Genomic DNA, 22,520 nt, shown 5'->3' with positions numbered 1-22,520 from the left:
GCCGGAAGAACGGGACAACCCGCACCGGTGCACATGCAGATGATGTGGAACCCTATTGCATCGCGTTGTTCAGCCACATCCCGCGCGATGCCACCTGAGGGGCGGCCACATGTGCCGCCCCTTTTTTCTGGTACTCTTGGATTTGAAAACAGGTGCCCTGATGAAGAAAAATTCGAAGTTACCTGAAAAAGCGCCACCTCTGGAGAGGCTTGAGGTCAACATGACTTTCGGCCCAGGGCTCTATGCGTTCGACCTCGGCTGGCCCTTTGACAACGAGCGTTCATCACAACTGGAGGGGTATTCCTGTTCAGTCGACTTCAACTACGACGCGGAAAACAAGGTGATGTACGTTTCCAGTCACCACCCAGTTGGCGAATTTGACGCCGGTTTGTTTCGCCTTTCCATCCAGAAAGCACGCATGAGCGTGGACTATGGATCAACCGGTAAACCCGTCTCTATCGAGATAACTGGAACGGTTACACTGCCGGGTCTGTCTGACTTTGTGGTTGATATGGAGGCACTCAAAGATGCCGAAGAAGATTGAGATCAGGATCCCGCTCGTCACCTGGCGCGATGGCCGGCCGCGGTTCTTTCCTGCGCCCGAGCTGCGCAAGGCTTTCGGAATCAAGGGCGAGGATCTGCGCCATCCGGACGGATCGTGGTTCACGGTTGAAGAAGCCAGTGCCTGGTCGGAAGCCAAACAGGACGAGTTGCGCACATTGCGGCAGAAGTCCAGGGGCCAGACACCGGCACGAAGCCGGCGTATGGCGGCGAGCCTGGCACGAGCCTCAGGGCTGCCGACGCTCTCCCAGGTGGTGACGGATTTTTGCGAAAGAAACCCGCGCATGCTGGGCAAGGATGTGATCGAGGGCAAGAAAACCCGCAAGGGCCTGTCGCCGAAAACCATCCAGAATTACAAGGCCGCCGCGCGCCTGGTCGAGAACCTCGAGGACGGCCGTTTCTGGAACGAGCTCGCCGCGGCGCTGACGCCAAAGAACATGGAAATCCTGCTGGACCGCTTCGAGGTCAAGCATGGCCTGGCGCAGACACGCCAGCTGCGCGCGCTGCTGTCGGTCGCCTATGCCCACGGGATCCGCACCAACCTGGTGCTGACCAACCCGATCCGGCACATGGAAGAACGCCTGCCGACACTGGCACCTCGCGTGCGCTACGGCTCGATCGAGGCGATCCGCAAGCTCGTCGCCGCCGCCGACCTGGTCGGCCGGCCGGAAGTGGGCGACATCGTCATCCAGGGCGTCTGGTTCGGTCAGCGCCAGGCCGACAGGCTCGGTCTTCTGGAAAGCCAGATGGAACAGAACATCGAGGCGCTGTTCCGCCAGCGCAAGAAGGGCGGCCAACCGCTGCTCATCCCGATCGCCGATATCGTTGCCAGCCGCCACAGCGCGGCCCAGGAGCGTCGCAAGGACTGGCGGGTCAACTGGCCCCATGTGAACCTCGACGAGCGCCAGAGACGCCCGTTCAACGGCCAGCATTACACGCATCTGTTCCAGGAGATCCGCACCGCGGCCACATACGGCATCTGGCGGATGGAGGATGGCACCCTCGCCTCGCCCCTGCCGAAGGACATCAGCCTGAAGAAACTGAAGCGCACCGGCCTGGCTGTGCTTGCCTACGTGCCGGCGTGGGATGCGGAGCTGCCCCCGTGCGAGGAGCTCGACGGTTTCCGCGACCAGGACCTGCGCGACACGGCCGTGACCTGGCTCGCCCGCGCCGGCTGCGACACCTCGGAGATCGCCTCGATCACCGGCCACAGCCTGAAGTCAGTCAACGATATCCTGAAACACTACCTCGGCCTGCATCCCGATCTCGCAAGACGCGCGATCGGCAAACTGTCGGCCTGGTATGAGGAGGCGCAGGGGTAGGTCTAAACTCAATCCTGCAGTCGCAAGTATAACAATTCGATGACTCGACTTTTGCGAGTAACCATGCATGATCCAATTGTGTTGAACTAGGCAGCGTTCCAGTCACGTAAGGGGGAAGTGCCTCGAAACCGCCAGAGTTCAGCGCGAGAATGCTTATCAGCTTGGTCCCGCGCACAATCTGAAAATGCCCCCCAAAAAAGAATAATTATATGGAGCATTTGAAAGAGGTAATTGAGGCCGTCTCCGTTGCGGCAGAAAAATTTGGGGTCGGGTTTACAGGTTTTAGTGTTCTGATTATCGGGATCGTCTTTGCTTTCAAGTTTCCCGAACTAGTTAAGGCAATATCGACTTTTGTGAACGATTATCGAAAAACGTCCGCCGAGATTAAAAAGATGCAAAAGCTTCTAGATCTTGAAATCGAGACCAAGAGACGCGAAATCTGCGGTGGGGAGAAAAAGGAGACAACAAATGGCTCAGCCTGAGTTGATTATCGTTGGCCTCTCAGTGACCGGACTTCTGGCGATTTGGTATTTCAATCTCCGGATCAGGCGGCTGCGGCGTTACAAGAAGCACGCGGATGCATTTTATGCAAAGGCTCGGCCTTTGATTGAGCATCCGAAAACACCGCTCGAAATCTTGGACACACTTCAGTTCATGAACCAGCACATAACTGATCGCCGTGCGGCGCACAGTATGGTTCGTGCGATTACGCACGCGAAGAATAATCTGAGTGAAGTCGAAAAGATCAAGGCGCGCGCCAAGTTCGCCGTCATGGACACGTTTTTCGATGATGCTCCGGAGCTTCAGAGAACGTTCTCTGAATGCTTGGCCACTGGCCTTCTCGCTATTTCCTATAATAGCGGTGCGATTGGCTTTTGGGGCTGGCTTGCGCGAAAGGGCTTTGTCTCGTTCGTACAGGCGGAAAAAGAGGTAGCGGCCGGCGTCGTTCGCACCTACGCACGTAGTGAGCAAGCCATCCATACGAAGACCCGTGAACTCGAGGTAGCCTGACTGACTTACCACAAGTGAACAGTCGGCAGATCACCGAGTTAGACGCATGAAAAATCTGATAAACCCGGGCACTTAGTGCCTGGGTTTTTTGTTGCCCATCTAACAACCTGCGGTTAAAGCTGCGTGTATCAAAAGCTGTTGGGGGCAACAATGAAACTGAAAATCGTAGCGACAATCGCGCTTGCCGGATCGTTTTTAGCCGGCTGCGCAAAGGGGCCGGATGCCATCAAACCTGCGGACATTCCGCTGGCGGCCTACACGAGCAGTTCCTGCTCATCGCTGTCCAAGGATCTCGCTCTGGAAAAATCCCGCCGTGAAACGCTCGAGAGCGCACAGAGAAGCGCGCAGACCGGCGATGCTGTCGGCGTGTTCCTTCTGGGCGTTCCGCTTGCCAGCGCCACCGGTGGCGACAAGGAAGGCGAGCTTTCGGTTTCCAAGGGTAAAGTGCAGGCGATAGAATTGGCGATGAAATCTAAAGGCTGTCGGGGCGCATAACCCCCAAAAATAAGCGGCACGGCAGACAGTGAAAGAGATTTGTCACGATTGCTGTGCCGTTCGTACTATAGGACAGGCGCACCTAGCTTTTTCATCTCGATGTCAATCTCGAGCATAAGCCCAATGAAATCGCCAATCTTCATGTCTTCCGAATAGATTTTGCGCCCGTTGTCTTCTGGTGAGTATGCTAGAGATCTCCAACTCACTCCTTTAGAGTTTGGTGATCTAAAACAGATTTCTCCGTGGTGAACGACGGCGTTTCGAATAACACGTGCAAAGTTCATCAAGCTCGAAGGCCATTGATTTGTGTTCTTTGAATATTTTTCATTCATCCAATCCGTTTGTCTTTCTACGTAGTTAGAAAAAATTGGGGATACTATGTTCATAAGAAGCTCGCCAACTTCGACCTTATATTCATCTACATCATTATTTTGATCGTAGCACTCGGCACTAATCGTAAGGTCTACTGGATCGATGTTGCGCACCAGACACTCAACCGGTCCATGGATCGGCAATTTAAAACAAAAATCATATTGATTTGATGGACAAAAAAAACCTCTCTTCGGAATAATTGCCGGCGGTTTTCCATTCCTAACCGACACAATTGAGTAGTATAGACAAGAATTTAATATGATAATTTCAGCAAGAGAACGAAATAACCTGTCTCCTTTCGCAAGCTTTATAATTCCAATATCAAGGGACATCTAAATAACTCCATCAAATATTGATTTTGGAGACTTTAGCGTCAGTCTCCCAAACTGACCACCTGCCAGGTCTGGATCATTTTGACCGGACCTGGTCGGCGGATCCGCATCGATCCGTAATCGCCAGGCTCCGGATGATGAACCTTCACCTTCACATACCGATCGTTCCCGCAACCGCTGCAGTCAAACGGCGGCCAGACCACCGGCCGATCGCCACCGAGCAAACGTGCGAGATCCGTCGCCAGGTAGTTCGCCCGCTTCCAGCAGCACTGGCACGTGACCTGCAGCACGACGCCGTCCTTGGCCGCCTCGCGCAAGAGATAGTGCTGGCTCAAAAATCGCGTGACCGTCACATTGAAACCCCGGTGAACCCGGGTGCAAAATACACGAGAACAAAATAAGAACAAGTGGGCGGTTTTGACAACCTCCGGAAACCCGGATAAGCCGCGTGAGATTTTGAAGTTTTTCGGGAAGCCACTTCCTGTAAGAAACTGAAAAACCTTAGGTGACTTCCCTCTTTTAATCAGTAGGTCCAGGGTTCGAACCCCTGTCGGCTCACCAATATTTCCAAGGTCTTATCCCAAAAATTTTTAAGCTTGCAACATCTGCCGTTGTGCTGAACCAGCGTGCGGCTAGATCTTTTTTACATTGCCTGGCTTGGATCGCTCTAGATTCCAAGCTTTACCCAATTTGCTCTCAAAACGAAAAACCGGGCAATCCCTATGGATCGCCCGGCCTTGATTACTTTACGTCACTTTCAAACAACGCAAATAGGATTGCGAACTGAAATTATTTTACAATCAGGAAGCCGCAGGCTCCTCTGCCGTCTGCCCTTTTTCCTTCCCGCCAAACCAGCCTTTGACGGTTTCACGCATGGTCTGCAAGTTCACGTACAAAATCGGGATCATCAGAATGCCGATGCACGTTGCAAACAGCATTCCTCCGAACACTGCGAAGCCGATGGCTTTCTGACTGGCGGCACCAGCGCTTGAGGCTGTCATGAGTGGGACAACCCCCAGCAGGAACGACAACGCGGTCATCATCACCGCCCTGAACCTGAGATGAGCCGCTTCCACGGCCGCGTCCTTGATACTCTTGCCATCTGCCCTTTGTTCTATCGCGAATTCCACGATCAGAATGGCGTTCTTCGCCCCCATCCCGACCAGCATGATCATTCCAATCTGCGTGTAGAGATTGACGTCCCCTCCAGTCACGAACACCGCCACAAGCGCTCCGAGGATCGCAAAGGAAACCGACATCAAAATCGCGATGGGCATTGTCCAGCTTTCGTACTGGGCAACCAGAAACAGATAAGTAAACAAGATCGACAGGAGCAGGATCAACAGAACAATCTGGCCTGATCCCAACTGCTGCAAGGCTGTTCCCGTCCATTCGAGCGCATAGCCGGACGGAAGCGCCTGAGCGCCGGCGGCGTTGATTTCGTTGATCACCACACCGGTCGATGCGCCGGGTGCCGGATCAGCCATCACAGCTGCCGCTCTGAACATGTTGTACCGGGTCAGGATCTGCGGACCGAGCACGTTCTGCGTGGTCAGAATACTTCGCATGGGCACCATGGTGCCGTCGCTCGCCCGTACATACAGCGCCCCGATATCCTCCACCCGATCGCGGAACTTGCCCTCGGCCTGGATCATGACCTTGTAAACACGGCCGAAGATGTTGAAGTCGTTGATGTAGTAAGACCCAAGATAGGCTTGCAACGTTGTGAAAACATCAGAAACGTTGATGCCAAGCGTCTTGGCTTTTTCTCGATCGAGATCGACAAACACCTGCGGCACATTGGCCCGGAAGGTTGAATAGGCCCGGCCCACCTCAGGGCTCTGATTGGCAGAATAGATCATCGAGCCCAGTGCCGATGCCAGATCTTGCGGCGTACCGCCTCCGGTCTGCTGCAGCATCGCCTGAACCCCGCCAGTCGTACCCAGACCCGGAATTGGCGGAGGGTTGAAGGCGATGATATTTGCGCCGGGAATGGTCGAGAATTCCGCCCAGAACTTTGCAAGAATCGCGTTGATACGCAGATCGGGCGCCTGACGATCCTCCCAGTTCTTCATGGTGGCAATCACCAGAGCCGCATTCGAAGACGTTGCGCCATTCAGGATCGAGTAGCCGTTGACGATGACGATGTCTTCGACACCTGCGGTTTTTGAAGCCAGTTCAACCACCTGCTTGGTGACGGTCTCGGTCCGCTGCAGCGAGGCTCCGTCGGGAAGCTGTACGTCGACCATCAGGTACCCCTGATCTTCCGAAGGCAGAAAGCCTTGCGGCAGAGATCCACCAAGCGTCACGATCAGAGCAACCGCACCGGCAACGACCGCCAAACCGATGATGGCGAAGCGGACGAGACGGCGAATGACAGAGGTATAGCCATTGCGGACCGAGGTGATCCCACGGTCGAAAAGCCCCATGATGCCACGCGGGGGTCCCGAGCGAGCCTTGAGGATCAGACCACAAAGCGCCGGCGACAACGTCAGCGCATTGATCGAGGAAATAAGCACCGAGACCGAGATCGTCACTGCGAACTGCGAATAGAGACGTCCGGTAATGCCGGGCATGAAGATGGTCGGGACGAACACAGCCAGAAGCACAAGCGTGGTGGCGATCACCGGACTGGTGATCTGTTCCATCGCCTTTGTGGTGGCTTCCTTCGGTGGCAAACCTTCATCGGAAATGATGCGTTCCACGTTTTCCACGACGACGATCGCATCATCCACAACGATACCGATGGCCAGCACGAGCGCGAATAGCGAAATCGTATTGAGCGTCATGCCGAGGGCCAGCAACACGGCAAACGTACCGATCAACGACACCGGAATTGCAACAGTCGGGATAATCGTGGCCCGCCAGTTCCCGAGGAAAATGAACACCACCGAGACCACCAGAAGGAAGGTCAGGAACAGGGTGGTAATAACGTCGTTGAGCGAGGCCTGAACGAAATCCGTGGTGTTGAAGGGAACACCGTATTCCATGTCCGGCGGAAAGTTCTTGGCCAGTTCGTCAAGACGCGCGAGCACGTCTTGCGATACCTGCAGCGCGTTTGCGCCAGGGGCCTGATAGATTGCCAGAACAGTGGCCGGCTTGCTGTTGAATTCGCCCGAGGCATTGTAGACCTGAGCGCCGAGTTCCACCCGGGCTACGTCACCAATCGTTACGACGGCACCATCAGCTCCCGTCCGCAGCACGATCTGTTCGAACTCTTCCGGCGACGACAACCGCCCCTTTGCCTTGATGGTGTATTGAAACTGCTGCCCGTCCGGCACCGGAGGCGAACCGATCTGACCGGCAGCCACCTGAATATTCTGGTCGCGTACGGCTGTAATGAAATCGGTAGGCGTCAGGCCAAGGCTGGCGAGCCTGTCCGGATCGAGCCAGATACGCATGCCATAAGAAAAATCGGTCATCACGTCTGCACGACCGACACCTGGCACGCGGGCAAGCGCGTCCTTCAGATTGATCGAAGCGTAGTTTGACAGGAAAACCGGATCGAAACTGCCTTTCGGCGAATACAACGTAATCACCAGCAGCATGTTCGTGCTGGCTTTCTGCACTGTCACGCCATTGTTGGTCACGTCACTTGGCAGCTGGCTGTTGGCCTGACTGACCCTGTTCTGGGTGTTGACCGTCGCAATGTCCGGATCTGTTCCGACCGCGAAAGTGACATTGAGAGAATAGTTGCCGCTGTCGTTACTCGTCGACTGCATATAGATCATATCGTCAACGCCGTTCACCTGCCCCTCGATGGGGGCGGCTACGGTTTCTTCCAGCACTTCGGCGTTTGCGCCGGTATACGTCGCGGCAACATTGACGACCGGCGGCGTGATATTCGGAAACTGTTCAACTGGAAGCGATAGATAGCCGAGCACACCGGCAATCGTGATCACAATGGAAATGACCAGCGCGAATTTCGGCCGGTAGATAAAAAAGCGTGAAAACATTTAGCTTTTCTCCGCCGGCTTGGAAGCAAGAACCGGGTTGACGACGACACCGGGGCGCACTTTCTGCAAGCCTTCGACGATGACCTCGTCGCCTTCTTTCAGGCCCTTGGTGACGACGAATTTTGCCCCTTCCTGCTGACCCAGTGTCACATAGCGCTGCTCGACTTTCTTGTCCGCTGTAATAGCGAGCGCGAACGCGCCTTCCTGATCCCGCTGAATTGCAGCTTGCGGAACAACAAGTGCTGTTTCTGTCTTGGGGGCTTCGAGGACCACGGTGACATAGGTACCGGAAATCAGGCGGATGTCCTTGTTGGCGAACTGGCCACGGAACGAAATCGTTCCCGTGGCCGTGTCGACCTGGTTGTCAATGAAAACGATCTTTCCTTTTTCGTCGTAGTCTTGGCCATTTGGCAGCACCAACTTGAGGTCTGGAGATTCCTCCGGTGTAATATCGGCCGGATTGATGCCGTGGGTCTTGACCGCGTTCAGATACTGCGCCTCGCTGACGGAGAAATTAACGTAAACGGGAGCCAGGCTGATGAGGCTTCCAAGAGACCCGGTCCCTGGCCCGACAACCTCACCGACGCTATAGGTGGTCTTGCCGAGCTGCCCGTCGAAAGGTGCTGAAATGTCTGTGTAACTGAGATTGAGTTGTGCCTCCTGAAGAGACGACTGCGCTGCTTCCACTGACGCTTCTGCCTGCTGTTTCTGAGCAAGAGTCGCTTCATAGGCCGCCTCGGACAGGTGCCCCTTGTCTCTCAGGTCTCTGTCCCGCTTTTCGTCGGCCGACTTCAAAGCGGCGTCAGCCTTTGCACTCGCAAGATCAGCCTGCGCCTTTGTCAAAGCCGCCTGGTACTGGGCTTTTTCAATGGTGAACAAGAGGTCGTCTTTCTTGACGACGGAGCCGTCGGGAACGGCCTTCTTTTCCAGGAACCCTTTGACACGGGCCATCAGATCGACCTTGTCGATGGCGGCAACCTGACCGACGAAGCGCGCACTTTGACGAATACTCTGAGACTCGATCTTGGCAACGCTTACCGATGGTGGCGGCGCAGCTGGTGCCGCCTTTTGCTTGTCGTCAGAGCAGCCGACCAGCAGCACCGAAGTGGCCGCAACCAGTGCAAGCGTGCGAGGGATAGAGGCAAAAGGCAAAAAAGTCATTCGTGAACTCCGCAGTCCGACCACCAGGCCAAGGCGCTAAATATGAGGATCACTATAAAAGGACTGGTTGATTCAACAAGAGAATAGTGCCCGAACCGTGTGGTCTCAGGGGATTAATTCCTTAACGTTTTCAAAGTCAGCCCTGTATCGCCCGCCTGGAGAGCCAGGAGCGGCAAACTTCAAATCTAGGACTTGGTGATTTTCGGGATGTGGCAGGACGTCGAGGCGTCCCAGGTCAAAAGGCGACACACGTTCATGACACCTAAAACAGCGCTTTAGTCGGAGATTATTGAGGAGACAGGATCAATGTCAGTCCGTTCAGCTTGTTCGCCGGAACTGTTTTTCGCTCAGCCAGTCCCCTGCAGCCGATTTCGAGAGCCGCAATTTGCGGCAGAGGCCCGGCAATCTGACCAGCTTCTTCGGCTCCAACCAGCGACGCATAGGCTGATTGCGTCAGGACAGAAATCGTACCGCGAGCTGTGTTCAGCTCCAGACCGAGACTGGTCGCGCGCATTTCTCGCTGACCTGTAAAACCACCCAGAAACGCGTGATGGTCAGACGGGTCACCTGCGACGAGATAAACCGCCTTGACCGTTGACGCACCATTGGCGTGGTTTTGAAAGGAGTCCTTCCAGAAGTTCTCCGGAAACCTGTTGCAGCAAGTGAAATAGCCGATCTCAGGGGCAAGCGGATCACTGACGAATGTCAGATCGAAGGCAACCTGTGCCTCGCTGCCATCCGACAGATTGGCAGTACGCTCGAAGGAAAACGGTTCGTAGAGTTTCAGTCCCGCTTTACGGAAATCGTCCCTGTCCTTCTGCGGATCGGCACTCTCCAGAACCAGCATGCTGGCCCCTTCCCGGCTGACCAGAAAGTCGCGATTGAAGGCTCCAAACGAAAACACATTTTCGGAGGCTTCGAATATGAGATCCCGATCAGCGACGCTCAGCAATTCGACGAAGAAACCATCGAGCTGCACCAAGCGATTGGCCGTTCCCCAGGAATGCCGATTTTCGGGCGTAACCGTGAAACCGAGTTCGCTCCAGGCTTGGCCCGCGGACTCCAGATCCTTGACCGCAACAACGATATGATCGAGCCCGCGAACCATGTTTCCTCCCCTTCCCACTCAGGCTGATTAGACCAGGCGGCCCTGATGGACTGCCGCGCTGATGAAGGAAGCGAACAACGGATGTGGATCAAAGGGACGGGACTTCAGTTCCGGATGGTACTGAACGCCGACGAACCAGGGGTGATCAGCAATTTCGACTGTTTCCGGAAGAACACCGTCAGGAGATGTACCGGCGAAAATCAGGCCGCATTTCTCGAGTTTGTCGCGATAGCCGATATTGACTTCGTAACGGTGACGATGACGTTCCGAAATGCTTGTCGTGCCGTAGATTTCAGCGATCCGCGACCCAGTTTTGAGAGCTGCCGGATAGGCCCCAAGGCGCATTGTTCCGCCCAGATCGCCCTCTGCATCGCGCACTTCCTTGTTGTTGCCCTTCGTCCACTCGGTCATCAGGCCAACAACAGGTTCCTTCGCGGGACCGAACTCGGTGGAATTGGCATCCGAAATACCGGCGAGATTACGGGCAGCTTCCAGAACAGCCATCTGCATGCCGAAACAAATGCCGAAATAAGGGATCTTGCGGGTGCGCGCGAAGTTTGCGGCTGCAATCTTGCCCTCTGCCCCACGTTCCCCGAAACCACCGGGAACCAGAATGCCGTGCACCCCTTCCAGATAAGGGCTCGGGTCTTCCTTCTCGAAGGTTTCCGATTCGATCCACTCGAGGTTCACTTTGACCCGATTCGCGATGCCGCCATGAACCAATGCCTCGATCAATGACTTGTAGGCATCCTTGAGAACCGTGTACTTGCCGACGATGGCGATCTTGACTTCGCCTTCCGGATTGGCGACCGCCTCCGATATGCCGTTCCAGCGGTCGAGAACCGGCGCAGGTGCGCCCTTTATGCCGAAGGCCGCCAGAACTTCGTCGTCCAGGCCTTCCTTGTGGTAGGCAATCGGCACGTCGTAGATAGACTTGACGTCGTAAGCCGGAATGACCGCACTTTCACGCACGTTACAGAACAGCGACAGCTTCCGTTTTTCCGTTTCCGGGATCGCGCGGTCGCAGCGGATCATCAGGATATCCGGCTGAATACCGATAGACCGCAGTTCCTTGACCGAGTGCTGTGTCGGCTTGGTTTTCATTTCGCCGGCGCTTGGAATGTACGGCATCAGGGTCAGATGCACATAGACGACGTCGCCACGCGGAAGATCGTTGCCAAGCTGGCGGATCGCCTCGAAGAAGGGCAGCCCCTCAATATCGCCAACCGTTCCGCCGATCTCCACGAGGACAAAATCGTAGCCCTCGTTGCCGGTCAGAACGAAATTCTTGATTGCGTCGGTGACATGCGGAATGACCTGGACGGTTCCGCCCAGATAATCGCCTCGCCGTTCCTTGGCAATAATGTCCTGATAGATCCGCCCGGTGGTTATGTTGTCCTGCTGGTTGGCAGGACGACCGGTGAACCGCTCGTAGTGGCCGAGATCGAGGTCTGTTTCCGCACCATCGTCAGTGACAAAGCATTCGCCATGCTGATACGGGCTCATGGTGCCCGGATCGACGTTCAGGTAGGGATCGAGTTTGCGGAGACGAACCTTGTATCCACGTGCCTGAAGCAATGCGCCCAGTGCCGCGGAAGCAAGACCTTTTCCAAGCGAGGAGACCACGCCGCCAGTGATGAAAATATATCGCGCCATGGACCGATACCATATCCTTGCCGAGGGCGCTTTGGCCACTCGGGAGTTGCGTTCTCAACACATAAAAATGCCCTGCGAGATAAGCCGCAGGGCATATGTCAGGTGAATGGGTCCGAAGACCCGTTTGGCCGCCTTATTGCGCGGCCGGGACCTGGGGTCCTGAAGGTTCTTGCTGATTGAGCTGTTTCAACGAATCGAGAACACCGCCTGAACCGCCTTCGGTCGCACCGTCCGTTGCGGCGGGCGCTCCCTGGGTTGCCGTCGGCACGGCATCAAGAATCGAACCAGGGCGGTCCTGATTCTTGGCAATCAGGCTGAGCGTCAGCGACGTGGCGAAGAAAGCCACCGCCAGCACAGCAGTCGCGCGCGTCAGAATATTCGCAGTCCCACGGCTGGACATCAGACCACCGCCCCCGCCGCCAATGCCAAGCGCCCCACCTTCGGAACGCTGCAGGAGGACAACAAGCACAAGGGCCAAGACGACCATCAAGTGGATTACGATGACTACGGTTTCCATCGAACGCCATTCTTCATTAAATACAAGATTTGCGGCCTTCTACACCAGACGCCGTCAGCTTTCCACCCTTCAATTGCGCCTTCATCACAGAACCTTCAAGGCCAGGCGCAATATTAAGGGTAGCGTCAGGAGTAAGCCGCGAGGATGCCAAGGAAGTCCTCGGCCTTGAGACTGGCGCCGCCGACCAGCGCCCCATCGACATTGGCAACCGCCATCAATTCGCGGGCGTTGGCCGGTTTCACCGAGCCGCCGTAGAGAAGGCGCATGGAATCTCCTTCTGAACCGAACCTTGCAGACAGGTTGTCACGCATGGCCTTGTGCATTTCCTCCACGTCGTTTGTCGTCGGGGTCAGACCGGTACCGATCGCCCAGACGGGTTCGTAGGCAACAACACAATTTTCGGCCGTCGCACCGTTCGGAATAGACCCGTTCAGCTGACGCTCGACAATCGCAAGCGCCTGTCCCGCCTTGCGCTCTGCTTCCGTTTCTCCAACGCAGATAATGGCAACAAGGCCCGCTCTCCACGCGGCCCGGGCCTTCTCATTGACATCGACGTCACTTTCACCGTGATCGGTCCGGCGTTCGGAATGTCCGACGATGACAGCTTTTGCACCAGCATCCGCGAGCATTTCAGCGGAAATATCACCTGTATGGGCGCCCGAAACGGCCGTATGACAATCCTGCCCGCCAACGCTCAACGTGCCACTTCCCGTCTTTTCGGCAATCGCCGCAATCAGCGTTGCCGGTGCGCAGATCATCGCGTCGACCGAATCCGCCAGATCGTCGCCGATCCCGGCGCACATCTTGTAGACTTCAGCCTGACTTGCCTTGAGGCCGTTCATTTTCCAGTTACCGGCCACCAGCGGCTTGATCGCTGCACTCATATTCAATTTCTCCCTCGGCATGATCCAGGATTTGCCGCCTATAGAGCAGAAGCGCCGTTGCGTTGCAATCACCCTGAAGGCGGGAAAACCCAAATCGCTTCCGAAGTTTGTCAATGGCCGCCTTGCGGCAGCGGCGCGGCGTCTTTATGATCCGCCCGCTCCGGCCAAGGCCGGCGCTGAATTCAGCCGGTGATGCCGGCTGCCGGAAAGAAGAAGAATACGGGAGTCGTCATGCTTGACGCGCTGCGCAAGGGCGCTGGCACCTGGGTTGCCAAACTGTTTATTGCTCTGTTGATCATGAGCTTTGCCGTGTGGGGCATTAGCGGTTTTTTGACCGGTACCGGCCAGAACACTGCCGCTAAGGTCGGTGACACGGAAGTCTCCCTGTTCGATTTCGACCGGGCTTACAGGCAAGACCTTGGGCGGCTGGCTCAACAATTCGGACGCCAGTTGACACCGGCGGAAGGTGCGGCTCTCGGTGTGCCGCAGCAAACGCTCGGCAAACTTGTTGCCGAAGCGGCCATGAACGATACAGCGCAGACCATGAAGCTGGGTGTCTCAGACGCACGCCTCGCAACGATCATCCAGAGCGATCCCGCATTCGAGGGTCCCGGCGGACGCTACGACAAGAACCGGCTGCAACAGGTTCTGCGCGCAAGCGGTTACCGGGAAGACGAATATGTCGTCGAACGCCGCAAGGTTGCCGAGCGTGCGCAGCTTGCGGAAGGTATTGCCGGGAGCATGAAGGCACCGGTGACCTATCTGGAATTGCTGGACACCTATCAGGGAGAAGCGCGCAGCGCCGATTACCTGCTGGTCACGCCGGAATTCATCGGAGAGATCGAAGATCCCACGGAAGACGTTCTCAAGTCCTACTTCGAAGAAAAGAAGGATGACTTCCGCGCACCCGAGTTTCGGGAAATCAAATATGTCGCTCTGACGCCAACCTCGCTGGCCCGTCCGGATGATATCTCCGACGAGGACGCGCGCGCGGAATACGAACGTCGGTCGGAAGATTTCTTCCAGCCTGAACGGCGCAAGATCCGCCAGATGTCGTTCCCCTCTCAACAGGCCGCGGAAGAAGCCGCTCAGGAACTTGCAAACGGCAAGACTTTCGACGAGCTCATGAGCGAACGGAATCTGACCAACAATGACGTAACCCTGGGCGTTATGGCAAAAGCCGATTTTCTGGATGAAGCGATAGGCAACGCGGCGTTCAGTCTTGAGGACGGCGCGACAAGTGGTCCGGTCGAGGGTCGGTTCTCCACTGTCATTCTCAATGTCGAGGAGATCCTTCCGGAAAGCACCAAACCCTTTGAGGAAGTTAAGGACGAGATTGTCCAGAGCCTCGCGAAGGAACAGGCTGAGAGGGAAATTCTCGATATTCTTGATGAAGTCGAGGATGCCCGTGCAGGCGGAGCGCTTCTGGATGACATCGGTGAACGTTTCTCGCTGAGCGTGGAAACTCCGCCCGCTTTCGACGCTTCCGGAAACGGGGAAGACGGGAAGCCCGTCACCCTGCCAGATGCGGAAGGCCTGGTGGCAGGAACGTTCGACAGCGACATCGGGATCGAGAACGACGTTCTGCAGTTCGGGGACCAGGGATTTCTATGGTACGACGTTGCCAAGGTCATCCCTTCGCGTGAACGCACGCTCGACGAAGTCCGGGCAGACGTCATCGCAGCCTGGAAGAAGGATGAACTTGCGAAACGCCTGAGCGATACCGCCGCAGACCTGCTGACCAAAGCCGAAGGTGGCACGCCGTTCATCGCCCTTGCAGCGGAAACCGGACTTGATGTGAAATCTGCCGCGGACCTGAAGCGCAACACACCGTCCGGAGATTTTGGCCGCGATGCGGTGTCAGCTGTCTTCAGTGGCCCCGTCGGAACGGCTGCTGTTGCCGAAGCCAATGACGGAAAAGGCCGTCTCGTCCTGAAGGTCACGGGTTCGAACATTCCGGAATTCCAGGAAGGTGCACCGCAAGTTGCCGCCCTGGGGCAGCAGCTTTCCCAGCAACTTCAGGATACGCTGCTCGGCCAGTTCATTACCGATCAGGAAAACAAGGCAGGCGTTGAAGTCAACAATGCCGCCATTTCCCAGATGATCGGATTGGACCGGAATTGATCCGTTTGAAAGTGGAATGACGAGATGAGCACATTCAAGGACTTCATTGCCAAGGTTTCAGACGGTCATGCCTTGAGCCCCGAAGAAGCCCGCGAAGCCTTTGAGGTGATCCTGTCTGGATCTGCAACGCCATCTCAGCTTGGCGGCTTTCTGATGGCCTTGCGGGTGCGCGGCGAGAGCATCGCCGAGGTGACCGGCGCTGTCGCGACCATGCGTTCCAAGATGGTCCCGGTAAAGGCCCCGGCCAACGCTATCGACATCGTGGGAACTGGAGGCGACAACTCCGGCAGCTACAACATCTCCACCTGCACGGCTCTGGTCGTTGCCGGCTGCGGTGTCCCGGTCGCCAAACACGGCAACAGGTCGTTGTCTTCCAAGTCCGGCGCGGCGGAAGCCCTCGCCGAACTTGGCGTCAACATCGATATCGATGCCAACAAGATTTCTGACTGCATCACCAGGGCGGGAATCGGTTTCATGTTCGCCCCATTGCACCATGCTGCCATGAAGCATGTGGGCCCGACACGCATGGAACTGGGCACGCGCACCATCTTCAATCTGCTCGGTCCTCTAACCAATCCTGCAGGTGTCAAGCGCCAGATGGTTGGCGTCTTTGCCCGCAAATGGGTGGAACCGTTGGCGGAGGCCTTGCGCGAGCTGGGTTCGGAAAAAGCCTGGGTGGTTCATGGCTCTGACGGAATGGACGAAATCACCACCACTGGGCCGACGGCCGTCAGCGAGCTCATGAACGGAACGATCCGCTCCTTTGAAATTTCACCGGAAGACGTCGGACTTGCCATTTCCGATCCGAAAGATCTCAAGGGCGGGCTTCCTTCCGAAAATGCCAAAGCGCTGCGTGGCGTCCTTGCCGGGGCGAAAAATGCCTATCGCGATGTAGTTCTTTTCAACGCGGCCGCGTCTCTGCTTGTTGCCGACAAGGTGGACACCTTGAAAGACGGTGTAGAGATGGCGACTCAATCCATTGACAGCGGCTCGGCAGCCGACACACTGGAAAAGCTGGTTGCAGCGTCAAACGGGTAAGAGATGGCTGATATCCTTCAAAAAATCGAAGCCTACAAGCGTGAGGAAATCGCCACCGCCAAGGCGGCTGTCTCGCTTGACGATCTCAAGGCGCGCATCGGCGAGGTGAGCGCTCCGCGCGGGTTCCAGAAGGCGATCGAAGCCAAACACGCTGCAGGCGATTACGCCCTTATTGCCGAAATCAAGAAAGCCAGCCCTTCGAAGGGGCTCATCCGGGAGGATTTCGATCCCCCGATCCTTGCCAAGGCTTATGAAAAAGGCGGGGCAGCTTGTCTGTCCGTGTTGACGGACGGGCCGTCCTTTCAGGGAAAACCTGAGTTTCTGACCGCCGCACGTGACGCAGTCACCCTGCCCGCGCTGCGCAAGGACTTTCTCTATGATCCTTACCAGGTGTATGAAGCCAGAGCCTGGGGGGGTGACTGTATCTTGATCATTCTGGCTGCTGTCGATGACGACACGGCCAAAAAACTGGAAGACACCGCATTTGAACTTGGGATGGATGTCCTGCTCGAGGTGCATAACGCACAAGAACTGGAGCGCGCTCTCAAGCTGTCTTCCCGTCTGCTCGGAATCAACAACCGCAACCTCAAGACCTTCGAGACCAAACTGGAAACCAGTGAAGATCTCGCGCCCGGAATTCCGGACGACAGGATCATCGTCGGTGAAAGCGGATTGTTCACCCCAGCCGATCTCGCCCGGATGAACAAGGTTGGTATCTCGACCTTCCTGATCGGCGAAAGCCTGATGCGCCAGCAAGACGTTGCTTCAGCCACCAGAACTCTTCTCGCCCGTCAGGCGATCACCGAAGCGGTTTAGGCGGATATGGCCAGCCAGGACCCAACATTGACCCATCTGGATGCGGCAGGCTCCGCCAACATGGTGGACGTCTCCGAAAAATCTGTCACCCATCGGATTGCCGTTGCACGCGGCACTGTCGCCATGCGTCCCGAAACGTTGGATCTCATCCGCTCCGGCAACGCCAAAAAAGGCGATGTCATCGGCACGGCACGGATCGCCGGTATTCTTGCCGCCAAAAAGACGCACGAGCTGATCCCACTCTGCCATCCACTGATGTTGTCAAAGGTCTCCATCGACATCGACACGGACGATGGTCTGCCCGGCCTGGTCGTAACTGCGACAACCAAGGTCAGTGGTCAGACCGGCGTCGAGATGGAAGCCTTGACCGCCTGTTCCCTCGCCTGCCTGACAATCTACGATATGGCCAAGGCCGTCGACAGGGGCATGGTGATAGGCGATATCCACCTGGTCGAGAAGTCCGGAGGCAAGTCCGGTCACTGGACGCTCGATAAAGACGGCAGCCTGGGTGGCACCTGATGAGCCTGATGCCCGTCTCGGATGCGTTGACGAAGCTGCTTTCCGGGGTGATGCCCCTGGAAACGGAGCTTGTTTCGCTTGAGAACGGCAACGGCAGGTACTTGTCGGAACCGCTCGTCTCCACGCGAACGCAACCACCGTTCGCAGCCTCCGCGATGGACGGATACGCCATACGTCACGATGACCTGACGAGCGAACGCACCACCTTGACCGTTATTGGCGAAGCACCCGCCGGCCATGGATATGCCGGGACTGTTGGTGCGGGCGAAACGGTGAGGATCTTTACCGGTGCACCGGTTCCGACCGGCGCGGACACGATCCTGATTCAGGAAAACGCGGAGCGTGACGGCGAGCGGATAACAGTTTTGGAAAACCCGGCGAAGGGCGCATACGTGCGGCCAGCCGGGTTGGATTTTTCGGAAGGCGACGCGCTTCTACAGCCGCCGCTCAGGTTAGCCTATAGGCATCTTGCCCTCGCCGCAGCCATGAACCATGCCGTGCTTCCGGTACACCGTCGTCCCAGGGTCGCAATCCTGGCAACCGGCGACGAACTCGTTCGCCCGGGGACGCAACCCGGTCCGGACCAGATCATCGCCTCCAACCATGCCGGGATCGCGGCTATGGTCGAAGATTGTGGCGGTGAACCACTGGATCTTGGAATATCCCCGGACGAACCGGTCGCGCTCGCAAACCACGTCAGACGTGCGATCAACGAGAAAGCCGATATCCTGGTTACACTGGGCGGCGCTTCGGTTGGCGACCACGATCTCGTACAGGACATTCTTGGACAGGAAGGCATGGACCTGGCGTTCTGGCGAATTGCCATGCGTCCGGGAAAACCGTTGATGGCCGGACGGCTTGGCAACACCAAAGTACTTGGCCTGCCGGGAAATCCCGTTTCCAGCCTCGTCTGCGGCCTCCTTTTTCTGAAGCCGCTCATGCAGGCCATGCTCGGTCAGGGACAGGAAGGGTCCGACACGCAACGTGCCACCCTCACTGCCCCCCTCCCGGAAAATGACCGCAGACAGGACTATGTCCGGGCAACGCTTTCCACATCGGAAGACGGCCAACTCATGGTTACGCCCTTCTCGCGGCAAGACAGTTCCATGCTGAATCTGCTGGCAATATCCGGCGCACTTGTGGTCCGTCCACCTCATGCACCGGCGTTGGACGCAGGGGCCGAAGTCCCTATTCTGGTGCTCTGAAAAGCACTGCCCACCGAGCGACAGTTCGCGCTCCCTGCCTGTTTGAGCGGTTGAAAACACCCAGTTGAACAAACAAAACCCGGCCGAGTGCCGGCCGGGCTCACATTTTCAGATCAATTCGACGTCCGTCAGGCCTTCTGGACAGCCCGCTTTGCCATGACCGTGACCAGGTTCGCGCGATAGGCTGCCGACCCGTGAATGTCGGACAGAAGATCGTTTGCATCTGGAGCGATACCGGCGACCGCATCTGGCGAGAAATTGCCGGAAAGTGCGGTTTCCATGGCAGACATGCGGAACACACCGTTCTGCCCGGCGCCTGTCACCGCCACCTTGACCGATCCATCGCTGGCCTTGGCAACAAAAACCCCTGCCATGGCATAACGCGATGCCGGATTGGGATATTTGGCGTAGGCACTTGCGGCAGCGCCCGGAAACTTGATGGCGACGACAATTTCGTCTTCCTCGAGCGCGGTTTCAAACATGCCCGTGAAAAAGTCTTCCGCTACCAGTTCCCGTTTACTTGTGACCACGGTCGCTCCAAGAGCCACCAAAGCCGCAGGATAGTCGGCAGCGGGGTCATTGTTGGAAATCGATCCGCCCATGGTGCCCATGTGACGAACTGCGGGGTCGCCGATACCGCCGGCAAGTGAAGCCAGCCCAGGAAGCTTCTGCTTCACCAGATCGGAGGTTGAGACCTCGTAATGGGTTGTCGCTGCGCCGATGGTCACACCATCGCCGTTGGCACTGATCCCCTTCATGTCTGCAATCTTGGTGACATCGACCAGATCGCTTGGGGCGGCAAGCCGCTGTTTCATGGTCGGCAGCAAAGTCTGGCCGCCACCAAGGAACTTGCCGTCATCGGCATTGGCCATCAGTGAAGCGGCTTCCGCCACCGATCCGGCCTTGTGATATGTCGTTTCATACATTCTGGGTCTCCCCGTATTTCGAACTTGTAAAATGGCGGGCGGGTTATCCCGCCCGTAAATCACGATTTTGGGCGTTATTCGGCCGCCTGCTTCACACCTGCGTGGTAAAGCGCCCAGACCTTTTCCGGAGACGCCGGCATGGACAGGCTGTTGTCCCCGATCGCATCCGTGATCGCGTTGATGACAGCCGGCGGAGAACCGATGGCACCTGCCTCACCGCAGCCTTTCATGCCGAGCGGATTGCCCGGGCACGCCGTTACATGTGTCGACAGACTGTAGGACGGCACATCATCGGCACGCGGCATGCAGTAATCCATGTAGGACGCTGTCAGAAGCTGGCCGTTTTCGTCGTAGGACGCATTTTCAAGCAGCGCCTGACCAATGCCCTGCGTGATACCGCCATGCACCTGACCTTCCACGATCATCGGGTTGATGATGTTGCCGAAATCGTCAGCAGCGACGAAGTTGACAACTTCGGTCTTGCCCGTATCCGGATCCACTTCGACTTCGCAAACATACGTGCCTGCCGGGAAGGTAAAGTTGGTCGGATCGTAGAAGGCGCCTTCCTTGAGGCCCGGTTCCATGCCTTCCGGCAGGTTGTGAGCCGTATAGGCAGCAAGAGCCACCTCGGTGAAGGTCAGCTTCTTGTCGGTACCGGCCACTTTCAGCTCACCGCCCTCAATCTGGATGTCGCCTTCGGAGGCTTCCATCAAATGAGCTGCGATCTTCTTTGCCTTGGCTTCGACCTTGTCGAGCGCCTTCACGATTGCAGACATGCCGACCGCTCCGGAGCGCGAGCCGTAGGTCCCCATGCCAAACTGAACCTTGTCCGTATCGCCATGTACGATGGACACTGCACTGGTATCCAGGCCGAAGCGTTCGCTGATGAGCTGGGCAAAGGTTGTCTCGTGTCCCTGGCCATGGCTGTGCGAACCGGTCAGAACTTCAATCGACCCGACGGGATTGACCCGGACCTCAGCAGATTCCCAAAGTCCGACGCCTGCACCGAGAGAACCAACGGCAGCAGACGGCGCTATGCCGCACGCCTCAATGTAGCAGGACAGACCAATACCGCGAAGTTTGCCGCGGGAGGCTGCTTCAGCCTTGCGCGCGGCAAAGCCATCATAGTCCGCAGCCTTTAGCGCAGCGTCCAGCGTCGCATCGTAATCGCCTGCGTCGTAACACATGATCACCGGCGTCTGGTGCGGGAACGTTCGGATGAAGTTCTTGCGGCGGAACTCAGCTGGCGACAAGCCAACTTCGCGAGCCGCCGTTTCCATGATCCGTTCCAGAAGATAGGTCGCCTCCGGCCGGCCAGCGCCGCGATAGGCGTCCACCGGGGTGGTGTTGGTGTAGACCGTCTTCACGTTGGCATGGATCGCAGGAATGTCGTACTGCCCCGACAACAACGTTGCATAGAGGTAAGTCGGCACGGACGACGAGAACAACGACATGTATGCGCCAAGATTGGCGATGGTCTTGACTCTGAGACCCAAGATCTTGTTGTCGGCGTCGAGTGCAAGTTCCGCTTCCGACCGATGGTCACGGCCATGCGCATCCGTCAGGAACGCTTCGGTTCGGTCAGACACCCATTTGACCGGGCGGCCGACCCGCTTGGACGCCCATAGGCAGACCATTTCTTCCGGGTAGATGTAGATCTTGGAACCGAAGCCACCACCGACATCAGGTGCGATCACACGCAGCTTGTTTTCCGGGGCAACGTTATAGAAGGCCGACAAGACAAGCCGGGCCACATGCGGGTTCTGTGAAGTCGTGTAGAGCGTGTAGTGCTCTTCAGCCGCATCGTAACCGGCAAGAGCCGCGCGTGGTTCCATCGCGTTCGGAACAAGACGGTTGTTATGGATCTCCATGCGCGTGACATGGGCGGCCTTTTCAAAGGCTGCGTTTGTGGCAGCCTCGTCGCCAATTTCCCAATCGTAGATCAGGTTGCCTTCGGCTTCTGGATGAATCTGTGGTGCGCCTGACTCAAGCGCCGCCAGCGGATCGATAACGGCTGGCAGTTCTTCATAGTCGACGATCACCGCATCGGCAGCATCGCGTGCTTGCGCCTGCGTATCGGCCACGACCACGGCAACAGCCTGGCCCACATGGCGGACGATTTCCGGCTCAAGAGCGCGCCAACCACCCATCTTCATCGGCGAGCCATCCTTGGAATGGATCATCCAGCCGCAGATCAGGTTGCCGATACCATCGCCGACGAGTTGATCGCCAGTCAGAACGGCATCCACACCCGGCATTTCCAGCGCAGCGCTAGCGTCAATACCCTTGACCTTCGCGTGCGCATGCGGCGAGCGAACGAAGGCGGCATGGCCCATGCCCGGCATGGTCATATCGTCGGTGTATCTGCCTTTGCCGGTAATGAAGCGCTTGTCTTCCTTACGCAGGGCACGAGCACCAATCCCCTCAACAGCCATTTTTTCTCTCCCGAATATCTGCTCCGGCTCCGCCTGTACCGGACATCCTCCACACGCCGGACAATCCGGCTGCTGCCTGTCA

General features: G+C 56.9%; 20 protein-coding genes. 10 read left to right on the top strand and 10 right to left on the bottom strand.

The window, feature by feature from the left end; all coding sequences use genetic code 11:
- Window positions 1–109 precede the first annotated feature (109 nt).
- From FMN63_RS24950 to FMN63_RS24930, 5 genes are all read left to right on the top strand, one after another.
- Complete coding sequence (locus FMN63_RS24950) at window positions 110–544, top strand: hypothetical protein (RefSeq protein ID WP_148586792.1); 435 nt, start codon at window positions 110–112, stop codon at window positions 542–544.
- Entirely contained in the window at window positions 528–1,883 is a 1,356-nt protein-coding gene (locus FMN63_RS29655) for a site-specific integrase (protein ID WP_205514274.1), read from the top strand. Before FMN63_RS24950 ends, FMN63_RS29655 begins: the two co-directional genes overlap by 17 nt.
- A gap of 209 nt (window positions 1,884–2,092) precedes the next feature.
- Entirely contained in the window at window positions 2,093–2,365 is a 273-nt protein-coding gene (locus tag FMN63_RS24940) for a hypothetical protein (RefSeq protein ID WP_148586791.1), read from the top strand.
- Window positions 2,352–2,894, top strand: a complete 543-nt coding sequence (locus FMN63_RS24935) for a hypothetical protein (protein ID WP_148586790.1) — start codon at window positions 2,352–2,354, stop codon at window positions 2,892–2,894. The genes FMN63_RS24940 and FMN63_RS24935 overlap by 14 nt, the downstream gene beginning before the upstream one ends.
- A 150-nt stretch (window positions 2,895–3,044) precedes the next feature.
- On the top strand, window positions 3,045–3,389 hold the full coding sequence (locus tag FMN63_RS24930; protein ID WP_148586789.1) for a hypothetical protein: 345 nt from the start codon (window positions 3,045–3,047) through the stop codon (window positions 3,387–3,389).
- 65 nt (window positions 3,390–3,454) lie between these two features.
- Here the strand turns inward: FMN63_RS24930 and FMN63_RS24925 are convergent, their stop codons facing one another.
- The 8 genes from FMN63_RS24925 to tpiA all read right to left on the bottom strand — a co-directional run bounded on the left by FMN63_RS24925 (window position 3,455) and on the right by tpiA (window position 13,375).
- Complete coding sequence (locus FMN63_RS24925; RefSeq protein WP_148586788.1) at window positions 3,455–4,093, bottom strand: hypothetical protein; 639 nt, start codon at window positions 4,091–4,093, stop codon at window positions 3,455–3,457.
- Between the two features lie 41 nt (window positions 4,094–4,134).
- On the bottom strand, window positions 4,135–4,446 hold the full coding sequence (locus FMN63_RS24920; protein ID WP_148586787.1) for a hypothetical protein: 312 nt from the start codon (window positions 4,444–4,446) through the stop codon (window positions 4,135–4,137).
- A gap of 447 nt (window positions 4,447–4,893) precedes the next feature.
- Entirely contained in the window at window positions 4,894–8,049 is a 3,156-nt protein-coding gene (locus tag FMN63_RS24915) for an efflux RND transporter permease subunit (RefSeq protein WP_148586786.1), read from the bottom strand.
- Entirely contained in the window at window positions 8,050–9,210 is a 1,161-nt protein-coding gene (locus tag FMN63_RS24910) for an efflux RND transporter periplasmic adaptor subunit (RefSeq protein ID WP_148586785.1), read from the bottom strand.
- 286 nt (window positions 9,211–9,496) lie between these two features.
- The gene (locus tag FMN63_RS24905) at window positions 9,497–10,318 is read right to left on the bottom strand and encodes a VOC family protein (protein ID WP_148586784.1); all 822 of its coding nucleotides are present in this window, start codon (window positions 10,316–10,318) and stop codon (window positions 9,497–9,499) included.
- Window positions 10,319–10,345: 27 nt separating this feature from the next.
- A complete protein-coding gene (gene pyrG, locus FMN63_RS24900) occupies window positions 10,346–11,974 on the bottom strand; it encodes a CTP synthase (RefSeq protein WP_148586783.1) in 1,629 nt (542 codons plus the stop codon).
- Between the two features lie 133 nt (window positions 11,975–12,107).
- Window positions 12,108–12,491 (bottom strand): preprotein translocase subunit SecG, encoded by a 384-nt coding sequence (gene secG, locus FMN63_RS24895; protein ID WP_148586782.1) that lies wholly within the window; start codon window positions 12,489–12,491, stop codon window positions 12,108–12,110.
- A gap of 125 nt (window positions 12,492–12,616) precedes the next feature.
- Complete coding sequence (gene tpiA, locus FMN63_RS24890) at window positions 12,617–13,375, bottom strand: triose-phosphate isomerase (RefSeq protein WP_148586781.1); 759 nt, start codon at window positions 13,373–13,375, stop codon at window positions 12,617–12,619.
- A gap of 231 nt (window positions 13,376–13,606) precedes the next feature.
- Between tpiA and FMN63_RS24885 the strand changes: the two genes are divergently transcribed.
- The 5 genes from FMN63_RS24885 to FMN63_RS24865 are packed head-to-tail and all read left to right on the top strand — an operon-like array spanning window position 13,607 to window position 19,077.
- Window positions 13,607–15,499 carry a peptidylprolyl isomerase gene (locus FMN63_RS24885; RefSeq protein WP_148586780.1) on the top strand — a complete coding sequence of 631 codons (1,893 nt, stop codon included), beginning with the start codon at window positions 13,607–13,609 and terminating at the stop codon, window positions 15,497–15,499.
- A gap of 24 nt (window positions 15,500–15,523) precedes the next feature.
- Window positions 15,524–16,537 carry an anthranilate phosphoribosyltransferase gene (gene trpD, locus FMN63_RS24880; protein ID WP_148586779.1) on the top strand — a complete coding sequence of 338 codons (1,014 nt, stop codon included), beginning with the start codon at window positions 15,524–15,526 and terminating at the stop codon, window positions 16,535–16,537.
- Window positions 16,538–16,540: 3 nt separating this feature from the next.
- A complete protein-coding gene (gene trpC / locus FMN63_RS24875) occupies window positions 16,541–17,353 on the top strand; it encodes an indole-3-glycerol phosphate synthase TrpC (protein ID WP_148586778.1) in 813 nt (270 codons plus the stop codon).
- 6 nt (window positions 17,354–17,359) lie between these two features.
- Window positions 17,360–17,872, top strand: a complete 513-nt coding sequence (moaC, locus tag FMN63_RS24870; RefSeq protein ID WP_148586777.1) for a cyclic pyranopterin monophosphate synthase MoaC — start codon at window positions 17,360–17,362, stop codon at window positions 17,870–17,872.
- Entirely contained in the window at window positions 17,872–19,077 is a 1,206-nt protein-coding gene (locus FMN63_RS24865) for a molybdopterin molybdotransferase MoeA (RefSeq protein WP_148586776.1), read from the top strand. Before moaC ends, FMN63_RS24865 begins: the two co-directional genes overlap by 1 nt.
- A 128-nt stretch (window positions 19,078–19,205) precedes the next feature.
- On the opposite strand, the gene FMN63_RS24860 is transcribed toward FMN63_RS24865, so the two are convergent.
- On the bottom strand, window positions 19,206–20,003 hold the full coding sequence (locus tag FMN63_RS24860) for an FAD binding domain-containing protein (protein WP_148586775.1): 798 nt from the start codon (window positions 20,001–20,003) through the stop codon (window positions 19,206–19,208).
- A 74-nt stretch (window positions 20,004–20,077) separates the two neighbouring features.
- Window positions 20,078–22,438, bottom strand: a complete 2,361-nt coding sequence (locus tag FMN63_RS24855; protein WP_148586774.1) for a xanthine dehydrogenase family protein molybdopterin-binding subunit — start codon at window positions 22,436–22,438, stop codon at window positions 20,078–20,080.
- Between the last annotated feature and the right edge of the window lie 82 nt (window positions 22,439–22,520).

Origin of the sequence: Stappia sp. BW2, from assembly GCF_008107695.1 — a bacterium.
Lineage (GTDB): Bacteria > Pseudomonadota > Alphaproteobacteria > Rhizobiales > Stappiaceae > Roseibium.
The sequence above is the reverse complement of the archived record's forward strand: the minus strand, read 5'-3'. Positions and strand labels throughout refer to the sequence as shown.